This is a genomic window from Nitrososphaera sp. AFS (genome assembly GCF_009898475.1).
Classification (GTDB): domain Archaea; phylum Thermoproteota; class Nitrososphaeria; order Nitrososphaerales; family Nitrososphaeraceae; genus Nitrosopolaris.
This window is the reverse complement of the sequence record NZ_QURE01000051.1, coordinates 1-10,014: the sequence shown is the minus strand read 5'-3', so window position 1 is coordinate 10,014 and position 10,014 is coordinate 1. Positions and strand designations below refer to the sequence as shown.

Here is a 10,014-nt window from a genome sequence, read left to right as displayed (position 1 = left end):
ATTTGAGACCAGGCCTTATTCCTCTTCAAAGCCATTTCTCTATTAGTTCTCGCATGTTCATAATGCCAGGCAGTTATTTGGCTTTTAAATTGAGATTGAAATCAATATAATCTTATTATGGTCCAGCAAATTGCAAATGCAAGAGAGTAGGTTGTCACCAGCAACAGTGGGATATAGTGGAAGAAAGAGAAGATACATTCTCATTACAATCATCGCAGTACCAGCGATAGCAGCGGCCTTGATCTTTGCACATCAACAGCACCCGTATGCAAATTCTATTGTATTAAATTTCGACTCTTACGGAAATAGCTCAATTGACAAGACGTTTGTGCGTATTGATACAGGTGCTCCTCATCCAAAGGGGATTTGGGTCATCAAGACTGATCCGTCAGCACCTTCGAAGTCAAACGTACTTGCCAGACTAGCAAATGGTGAATCAGGCTCAGATTATCATATGTTAATCAAGAGTGGTGGGATCTATAGTAATTTCCAAGCTGAGGTTAAGTTTAAGGTTGTATCTGGCAAGCAGTCAGTCGCAGGATTAGTTATTCGATTCCAGGACACAGATCGTTACTTTGTCTTGCAGGCTGATGCCAAAAATCATAAATTTTCATTGTGTAGAGCTCAGCCAGGCATTATTCTGTGTACTCAGGATACAACTGCTTACATAGCGGCTGGCCAGTGGCACAGTATTGTTGCACAGGTTGCCGGGGCTGGTGGGGAGCCAGGCGTAGTAGGCTATTTGGACGGTGTTCGCCTAATACAAAGGTATGATACAAATTATATGAATGGAGGACAGATAGGTTTGTGGACCAAAGGGGATTCAACGGTCTACTTTGATGATCTAAGCGTTACCTATTAATTGGCAGCTCTGAGCCCCTTAACTCAATCCTTTCATTTTTGATTCCCTTAAAACTTATTTTGTGTCTAAATCACGGCCTTGAAAATATAAGGGCTCTAAATCATGAAACTGAATAGTTGGCCTGTTTTTTCGCTTACTTGTTCTTGTCATTGTTTTAAGGCCCATCCTTCTACGTTGCCGTCTATTTCAGCTGTACCACTTATTGCCAAGGGGGCTAAATATGCTAGATTTATTTACCTTGACAGGCTCGTTGCTGTATTGCTCTGCTCCTATACCCTACTCAGGTTAATCAAGGAATCCAAATTGGCCAAGGAGAGGGAGCCTTTACGAACGAAGGTTGAGTATTTTAACGTGCTCAAAATTGATACTCGGAAACAAATTTTAGGATTATGTATCGGAAATTCCTCCCTCCAACGTACTAATATATAATTTTAATGACTGTTCCGTTGTTAAATTAGCATAGTATCACAAAATGTACCTTGCATTAGAATAAACCTTTTATAATTAATACCAGTGGACTATTGCTTGTAGCAAATTTATGTCACTGAATATGATGTCAATACCATTTGAAAAGCACAAATGGAGATTTCTATTCATAATCACCGGCCTTGTAGTCGGAGCATCTGGGTTAATAGCTGTAGGTGAGCATAGTGTACTGGGACAGTTTGGGCCGATCGGTAAGCTTCCGAATCCGGCAACAACGCCTGAGTTTCACTGTAATAAAGCTTTAACACCTCCTGGGAATGGGACGTATGGTCCATGTATCGACCCCGGCGATACTACTTTCATGTACACAGCTGCATCCTTCGTCATGATAATGACTCCTGGAGGTGTTGGATTCCTTTATGGAGGATTAACTAGGAGGAAGAATGCGCTAACAGTCATATTACAGAACTTTTTGGTATATGCTATAGTCAGTATACAATGGGTCGTTTATGGATATTCGATAATGTTCGGACCAGATGCTACTGGCTCAGGATTCATTGGTAATTTTGATTGGGTAGGCCTTAACAACGTTTTTACAAATGCCCCCGCAGATGTTTATGCGCCTAGCATTCCACATTTAGCATACGTCATGTTCCAGCTGATGTTCGCTGCCATCACTCCTGCATTAGCAATAGCGGGATATGCTGATAGGCTTAAAATGAGTGCTTTTTTGATCCATGTTGTATTGTGGACGACATTTGTTTATGACTTCGCTGGACATTGGAATTGGTCATTGGGAAGTCAGGGTACGCATTCAGGATGGCTAGCGGCACTAGGTGCTGAAGACTTTGCAGGCGGAACAGTCATCCATATCACCTCCGGATTTTCTGGATTAGTAACAGCAATGTTCATAGGCAGGCGATTAGGTTACGGTAAGGCCCCCATGGAACCCCATTCCATACCTCTGATAATATTGGGTACTACATTATTGTGGTTCGGTTGGTTCGGGTTTAACCCAGGAAGCTCGGGTGCAGCAGGTTTCTTGTCGACTCAAGCTTTCCAGAATACGAATATAGCTACAGCAGTAGCAGCAATGTGGTGGCTGTTCCTGAGCTGGGCACATACTGGTAAGACAAGTGCTATAGGTGCTTGTTCCGGGGCTGTAGCCGGGCTTGTAGCAATTACTCCAGCTTCAGGATTCGTAGGAACTTATGCCTCAATCATTATAGGATTTGCTTGTGCGACTGTGTGTTTCTACTGTTTAATATTGAAGAATAGGAAAAAAATCGACGATGCTTTGGATACCTGGCCTGTACACGGCATGGGAGGTGTAGTCGGTGCATTGTTGACTGGAACATTCAGTGAGACAAGAATAAATCCTGCTGGACACAATGGAGCCTTTTTTGGTAATCCAATGCAGTTTGTTATAAATGCCACAGGAGCAGCTGCTGCTGCAGCATGGTCTTTCGGAATAACATTCATAATTTGGAAAGCAATGGACTTTGTTTGGCCGGGGGGCGTCAGGGTCACACCTAGAGAAGAGGAAATAGGATTAGATCTTGCACAGGTAGGCGAGAGGGCGTATAGCGAATCCGTATCGTAGATTTTCGATGCGGTAATCCTCATCTAGGATGAGTGGATAAATGTATAATATTGATAGACCAAGATTTAGTTGTAATTATAGTATATTTTTAGCTAAGGCCTCGCGAAGTAGGGATCGAATGGGAATAATTGGAAATTTGAGGTCTAATGAGTCTTGTAAATTCGTGACTTAATTCTGGAACAGACTATTTGACTCCTTAATATGAGGTTGCCAGTTTCATCTGGTGCTGCCAAAATTATCTCATATGGCTTGTGATTGGTCCTTTAGTGTTCCTCTTAACAGGTTCGCCAAAAAGAAAGTTTTTTCATCTCTAGGTGAGTTATAGCCTTCTTAAAGAGAAAACAGTTAATAGAACCAACACCGGCCTTTCATCGTTGGTAGATAGATGGGTAGTATTTGTAATACTCGAATTCGTTAGTGCAGCGCTGGGCTTTGCATGGGGATTATACGCTCGCTCGCTATTGTTTTTGTTTATAGGTGGTTTCTTCTTTAGCTTGGGTGTATTTGCCGCAACTAGGTACGGATTTGACAAGTGGAAAGCTAAGAAGAAATCTAGAAAAAGGGGCAAAAAACATTGAACAAATCCAGTATCTATTAAACGACGCTATTAAACGATACATCATATGGATTTAAGCCATACTATGGAATGCTTAAGTTCCATTACTATCATAAAAACTAAACAGATTTTGAGAAAACCTTTTAACATTGTATCAGGATCCGGTACTAATCTACCAAATATGGAAGAGCAGATAATACACAAGGTAAGGGACAAATTAAAAATTGGGGTCGATAATTACAGGGCAGCAAGTGATGCTCCGGCTAAGGTAGATGTTTACGATGTAATCGAAGAGGTCTTTGCGGATCTGAACCCTGGCATCGGCGATGAAAGTAACATAAGTATCGATGAAGCCAGTGGATGTCTTAGACATGCCTATCTGGATAGGAAACAACCCGCAGAACACACGCATAAGCAGATGATAACTGCTTTAATGGAGAAAGGAGCCATGAGTGTTCTAGAAAAACCCGTCGAAGGCAGTATTGAGGCAGGGTCGAATGTTAAGTTGATTGGACGCGCAGACCGCGTAGAAGAAGATGTTGTGATGATATTTAGAAGAGTTCAGGCGTTGCCAGAAACTCCATACGCTCAACACTTTATCCAACTGAATGCTTATTTGTACATGTTCGGTAAAGAAGAGGGTGTTATAGTCTACTTTGACAGTGAAGGAAATGAAGCAGAATTCCAACTTCCAAAGAGTGAAAAATTGTTTAGAGAGACTCAAAGAAGAGCTCGTATTCTTACCACTTTGTTGAAAAGCAATATCGTCCCAACGATTGAACCTTCACCAAGATGCAACGATTGTCCACACAACGAAAAATGTTACTATCAATCAGAAGACAAACAAAAATGGGGTTTGTGGGCTCGAGGAAAATGGCGTGAGTTAAAGCAAAAGCCGTTTCTTTAGTTAACAGAATAGAAATACTACCAAACGTTGAAACCATCGGGAACTTTTGGAATACCCAACAAGAGCCCTGAATTCTCTTCTCTTATTACAATGGACTCATGGGGAACCCAATCGTCAGGCGAAACAAAGTGTATCTTCCCAAATATCGAGACTTGGATATATTTGTACCTCGAAACGATGTGTGCTTCTCTATATGATAGCAGATTCAGTACAGGAATTAATCTGAAAAGTTCTGCCTCGTACGAAGCATACGTATCACGATTTTTATCCCATACAGGATAAGGCGTCCAGATTGCTGACCCCCTTGCCCTGAATGTGGACGGTCTGAACGAAACTATCATACACATGACGAGTGCAATAATCCCCATCAGGAAATAGAATTCAGCTACCGTATCAGCGGGAGGAACTTCGTGCCTTAATCCATATCCTAGTCTATTCGCTATTTGTGATGGTAGCTCGTGTTGAAATCCGGCGTTAGCGTAAACAAAGAACATGCCCGTATACAAGCATATTCCACCGATTAGGCTTAGGATAGTCGGCGTCGAACCACGCCAAAAAATACTTATTATATATATTAAGAGCAATGGCACCAGAACGGCGTATAAACCATCTCGAATGTGTGGATTAACAGCATTTAGAAGAATTACCAGAATTTGTAGCACAATAATCAGAATAAGACAGGAGACACTGATAAGCTTCCAAAAATTATTGCGAGACTGAAACCAGTACTGGATATTATCAATAGATAGCCTCGCATCTTTATGTTTATCAGATTCTCTCAAGCTAATCTTTATTCATAATCCGAGTAATTATACTATTCTAGAAAACAAAGCCTCTGAAGCTGGTTCATGTAAATTTGCAACGATCAAAATTGGGACGGTCGGAATTAGAAATACAGGTATTGCGTATATAGGTTCCACATAATTTTCACACACTCTGTTCACACCTATTGGTATTTTTCTATTCAAATAAGCCTTTGTCAACAGTGTGTGAGATTATTATTATGTTCTGTATAGTCAAATTGTTTATAAGATCCAATTCATAGACAGAGGATCATCAGAGCATGGGCGTAACAGCAAAAAAAATATTGGCACCAGTTGATAGATCTAAATATAAGGAAAAAATTATTGAGCACGCGCTTTCTCTCGGTAAAGCGCGGGCAGCAGAGATAGTTGCCATCCATGTTATTGATCCTGGACATGGTGTTCCTGGCGCTAGAAATAAAGAAAAGGAATTAGAGAGAGAGAGGAGCGAGCGACAAAACCTGCCCACGAATTATTAAATGAAGTTGGTCTCTTGGCAGAGAGAGAAGGGGTTCGTATAAAAAAGGAAGTCGTTCAGGTATCTGATACCGTAGGGAAAGCAATAATCGATTATGCAAAGACAAACAAATTTGATGTCATAATAATCGGCACGACCGGTATGGGTAGAGTTCAAAGGATGTTCTTAGGAAGTGTTGCCAACTATGTCATACATAACGCACATTGTTCAGTATTTGCTGTCCGCTGACATCTGTACTTAAGACATTCTGATATGGGACTGATTCAGAAAGTGGCTATATAGAAACAAGAATTCTGGGCGACAGATGGACATAATAGACACAACAGACCTGTAGTCGTTTTAGGATTCTTATGCAGGACCTTCGTCTTGGTATCTTTTCCGCCAGCCGCCCCATTATGTCTAGCTGGCCAAACTGTCTGCGAGTCAATCAATTCTAAGGAAAAACTCACATAGTAGCAGGTAGATATTATTCATGTAAAGAATTGGTCAGGTCAAGAATAAGAAGAGTAAGAAGAGCAACAAACAGAGCTGCTAAAGGCAGAGCTAAAGGAAAATCCAAGGGAAAAGGAAGAGATAAGGTTAGGCCCTTACCACTTAAGAAAGTAATGCGGATGTATGGCGTAAAAACCAAATAGGCATATCACCTGCCTCTAGAGATAGTAAAATATCTAGGCATACAACTTCTATTTTTACTTCTAGTTCTGCGTTACTTGACCGAAACTGGGCCCATTAAATCTCCTGATCTTGAGGCTTTAATTTCATACTTCTTCACTCCTCCAGATCAAAGACTTTATCCGCTCCAATTTTATACAGAAATGAGACGTCTTAATCCTATCACATAGGATGACCGCACTAATTTTGGGGTGTCTTTCGTTATAGCGACATCCAAAATCCTAGGAGATTATTTGACATTTTCATCTGCTCCTCCAAAATTATATTTGTCATGTACAGGAAAAAACCAGAACGCAAATGCGGCAGCCGCCTTCCAACGTTCATGGCGTGGTTCACTTGCCATTAATGTTTCAAAAACGTTCAGACAAGGATTGAAATTGCAAAGAATAACGAAATTGGCGCCGGAACTGTCAGCAATATTCAAGTGATGAGCCTTGTCTTTGGTGGGCAAAGACAATCCAACCCAAAGAATAATAGTACAAGCTAAATGTGTAGGATCTCATTTGCTAATATGTATTGCACATCTAGGAAGATGTCATATTCTGAACTCCTGCTATGCAACCCGTAGTGGTATTGGTCATATTTCTTGCTGATCCACTGGATCGGTTATATTGCTCTGAGCGTTTGCAGATTTGTAACTGTATGTGGGTAATGACGCAATTGTAATTAGGATTATTGTTGCTGTTATCAAAGATATTGTTTGGTTGTACATTTGGCAGATCGGATATTCGTGAAATCCGTATAAGGGTTCTCTAAATATGGTCTACGGTAGTTACCGGGTTCTCATTACTTACTTCCCAGATAGCAAAGCAGTCGGGGTTTAAGCCTTACCTATTATACTGACACTTTTGGGCTTTCTCAGAACCGAATTGAGTTACCGCTGACATTCCTATACCTCCCAACTAAGGTCCGTTGAATTCATTGAGAAGGTTCTAAGTAAAGAGAATCTCGGGAATATAGAAAGTTTGCCACAGCTGACTTTACAAATTTGATTCATAACAAGGCGGAAAATGTTACAGGAATAGAAGATTTTAGGGACCGCGTTTCATCAAATCATAGTATATCCTGACAAACATATTGCGATACGGGACAGTATTGCTGAGTTTGGCAAAGATTCTACAGTATTCATTATTGAAGGCACAAATAGAGAGGAATTTCGTGGAACAACATCGACTAATTGATCAAGTTCATATCCTATTAAGAAGTCTATTTATAACACTGATTGGATTCCAAATAGCCTCGGCCAGATATTACAATCTATACTAGTATGGATAATTATTTGTGCGTATTTTTGATAAAACGATAAGTACAGGGAAGTGTGAGGATATATCGAATGACAATTAATAATAAAAAAGTGGTATATGATGTGCATAGAGCTTTAGTTTTTCAAGTTGGAGGCTCACTTGGTGCCTACGAAGCTGGGGCTTCAATGAAGAACTTTCACAATATTTAAAAAAAGAAGGAAGGGGGGATGAACCAATATTTCATATCATAGCTGGCACATCGATTGGCGCAATAAATGCCGCAATTTTGGTAAGCTATGTAAAGGAAAATAAAACATGGGAAGGTTCAGGTGAAAGGCTTGTTGAGTTTTGGGAATACCTCTCTACACAATCATGGGTTGATCATATGCCACATTTCACTAATTATTGGGATTGTTGGCGCAGATTAGATAAACGAATTGCTTCAGGGGAGTCTGCTAGAAGATATTTTAGTACTAAGGAATTTATTCTCACTGGAGTTCCTAAAGTATTTGTACCAAAGAGGCCTGTAGTAGATAATAGATTTTTTGACCCATTAAATACTTGGTATATCTATGACAACAAGCCGTTAAAAGAAAGCTTTCCTATTTCTACGAACTTCGAAAATGGGGAACCAAGATTATTACTAGTTGCTGTTGATATACAGGAGGCAGCTCCTGTTGTTTTCGATAGTTATGAGAAAGAAGATGGAACAAGAAAGACAGGATATGGTAGGTATGGTATCATGAAGTCTAGTATTTCAGATAATGACGCACAGAATGATGAGGAATTTGAACACATAATAAGGTATGAAGATGGCATAAATTCAGATTTTGTTTTAGCTAGCTGTTCTGTTCCTGTAAACTTTGACTATACTAGATTAAATGTAGAAAATAACACCTTGTCCTCAGTATGGCAGAGCAAATACGGAGATGGAATAAATACTAAACAACCTAATTCTCGACCTAACGGCAGTACCAGCGTGCGTTTTTTTTGGGACGGTGGCCTGTTAGCTAATACACCCTTAAGGCAGACGTACCTTGCTCATAAGCAGTATTGGCGAAGGGTGAGAAAAGTAGAAGAAAATATACCAAGGCTTAGATTCGGCATAATAAATCTTCATCCAATCAAGCAAGAATACCTTCCTTCAGACTATGACGGAGTTATAGATAGAAAGAACGACATTATATACCATGACAGAACAGAATTTGATGAAAATGTTGCAGTTCTTATGTCTGATCTTGCTACACTGGCAAAGTCTCTCATAACGTTAGCCGAAAAGAATGGTATTAACAAAAAGGCAATACAGGAGATTTTGAACAAGAGTACTAGGGGGGCCTCTTTATCCACTGGCAAGCAGGAAAAATATGACGATTTGCTACGGAGTATAGTAGATGTTGATTTTGTTGCTCGTTTGGAACGAAAGAATGACAACCATACTATTTCTAACAAGACATTTGACTTTTCGAAAACTACAATCAGACAGCTGATTCAAGATGGATACGAAGAGACTAAGGAACAGATGAAAGGTGTGGTAATGGGGGATATTGAAATACCAAGGTAAGAGCCTTCAAATGAGCCGGACATTCATATCAATCCGTGGATAAGTTAGAAGAAATTATTGGCCAACCCATCGTATGCACCAATATATGAGAATACACCTTGTTTGCTGAACAATTCCTAATCCCCAATGCTATCCAAGGAAGTGTGATAAGATCGCCAGGATCAAGTCAGGTTACCCTCAACGGATCAAGGTAGATATCTATTTTAACTATGAAAAGAGAACTTGAAGACCCTGATAATTTAATGTAATAGATTCAGCCGTAAGCAAGGAGAAAAGAGGGCGAAAATCTCCGAGTACATCAGCAACCTATAATAGCTCGATTTCAAAATTTTTTCTTTCCTAGACGTCCAGGGGAGTAGAATTATTGTTAGAGCAACTAGTAATATGCTTCTAGCTTTCATCCAATTAATCCTACTACAACTTCAGAATCAGAATCCGAATTACCATCTATTGCAGATTATAATTAAAGAGACTGACATCACAATAGCATAAAGTTAAACAAATAGTGTCAAATATTCATCAAACCTGCTGGCTTAACTTTCACTTCATGGTGTAGACTTGATAGAGCTCGCCGTTGTCACGATTAATATATCTCCATTCACCCTTTCTGGGTACCAATCTACGAAAATCTGCCCTCACCTCCGGATGCAATAATTCAAAGACTTTTTCTCCTACTGAGATTTTATTTGCACCTGTAAGCGAAGTTATCTTTGCTGATACATTCATAGTATATCCAAGCAAATCAATTTGTGAGCTTTTATCATATGCATATTGAACAACCACATTCTCTCCAACGTCCATGCCAATTTTTACAGCAAGCTTAGGATAACCGTACCTACCTAATATCGGGTTAATCCCGTATTTCACGACCTTAATCATCCATTTTGCACAACTTACAGCCT

General features: G+C 39.9%; 10 protein-coding genes and 1 pseudogene. 9 read left to right on the top strand and 2 right to left on the bottom strand.

The window, feature by feature from the left end; genetic code table 11:
* The first annotated feature begins 151 nt into the window (after positions 1 to 151).
* The 4 genes from DYY65_RS07060 (at position 152) to DYY65_RS07045 (ending at position 4,354) form a co-directional block, all read left to right on the top strand.
* Positions 152 to 862 (top strand): hypothetical protein, encoded by a 711-nt coding sequence (locus DYY65_RS07060; RefSeq protein ID WP_162477274.1) that lies wholly within the window; start codon positions 152 to 154, stop codon positions 860 to 862.
* 550 nt (positions 863 to 1,412) lie between these two features.
* Entirely contained in the window at positions 1,413 to 2,891 is a 1,479-nt protein-coding gene (locus tag DYY65_RS07055; protein WP_236561718.1) for an ammonium transporter, read from the top strand.
* 314 nt (positions 2,892 to 3,205) lie between these two features.
* Complete coding sequence (locus DYY65_RS07050) at positions 3,206 to 3,469, top strand: hypothetical protein (RefSeq protein ID WP_162477272.1); 264 nt, start codon at positions 3,206 to 3,208, stop codon at positions 3,467 to 3,469.
* Between the two features lie 159 nt (positions 3,470 to 3,628).
* On the top strand, positions 3,629 to 4,354 hold the full coding sequence (locus DYY65_RS07045) for a PD-(D/E)XK nuclease family protein (RefSeq protein WP_162477271.1): 726 nt from the start codon (positions 3,629 to 3,631) through the stop codon (positions 4,352 to 4,354).
* Between the two features lie 17 nt (positions 4,355 to 4,371).
* Here the strand turns inward: DYY65_RS07045 and DYY65_RS07040 are convergent, their stop codons facing one another.
* A complete protein-coding gene (locus tag DYY65_RS07040; RefSeq protein WP_162477270.1) occupies positions 4,372 to 5,136 on the bottom strand; it encodes a hypothetical protein in 765 nt (254 codons plus the stop codon).
* Positions 5,137 to 5,417: 281 nt separating this feature from the next.
* Between DYY65_RS07040 and DYY65_RS12720 the strand changes: the two genes are divergently transcribed.
* The 5 genes and pseudogenes from DYY65_RS12720 to DYY65_RS07015 form a co-directional block, all read left to right on the top strand.
* On the top strand, positions 5,418 to 5,636 hold the full coding sequence (locus tag DYY65_RS12720) for a universal stress protein (RefSeq protein ID WP_162477269.1): 219 nt from the start codon (positions 5,418 to 5,420) through the stop codon (positions 5,634 to 5,636).
* 14 nt (positions 5,637 to 5,650) lie between these two features.
* Positions 5,651 to 5,863, top strand: a complete 213-nt coding sequence (locus DYY65_RS12715; protein WP_162477268.1) for a universal stress protein — start codon at positions 5,651 to 5,653, stop codon at positions 5,861 to 5,863.
* Between the two features lie 254 nt (positions 5,864 to 6,117).
* Complete coding sequence (locus DYY65_RS07025; protein WP_162477267.1) at positions 6,118 to 6,270, top strand: hypothetical protein; 153 nt, start codon at positions 6,118 to 6,120, stop codon at positions 6,268 to 6,270.
* Between the two features lie 228 nt (positions 6,271 to 6,498).
* Positions 6,499 to 6,735, top strand: a complete 237-nt coding sequence (locus DYY65_RS07020) for a hypothetical protein (protein ID WP_162477266.1) — start codon at positions 6,499 to 6,501, stop codon at positions 6,733 to 6,735.
* A gap of 1,045 nt (positions 6,736 to 7,780) precedes the next feature.
* Positions 7,781 to 9,112 (top strand): annotated as a pseudogene (locus tag DYY65_RS07015) (patatin-like phospholipase family protein); the annotation flags it as partial.
* 540 nt (positions 9,113 to 9,652) lie between these two features.
* Here the strand turns inward: DYY65_RS07015 and DYY65_RS07010 are convergent.
* A partial coding sequence (locus DYY65_RS07010; RefSeq protein WP_305080011.1) for an adenylate/guanylate cyclase domain-containing protein occupies positions 9,653 to 10,014 on the bottom strand: 362 nt, incomplete at its 5' end.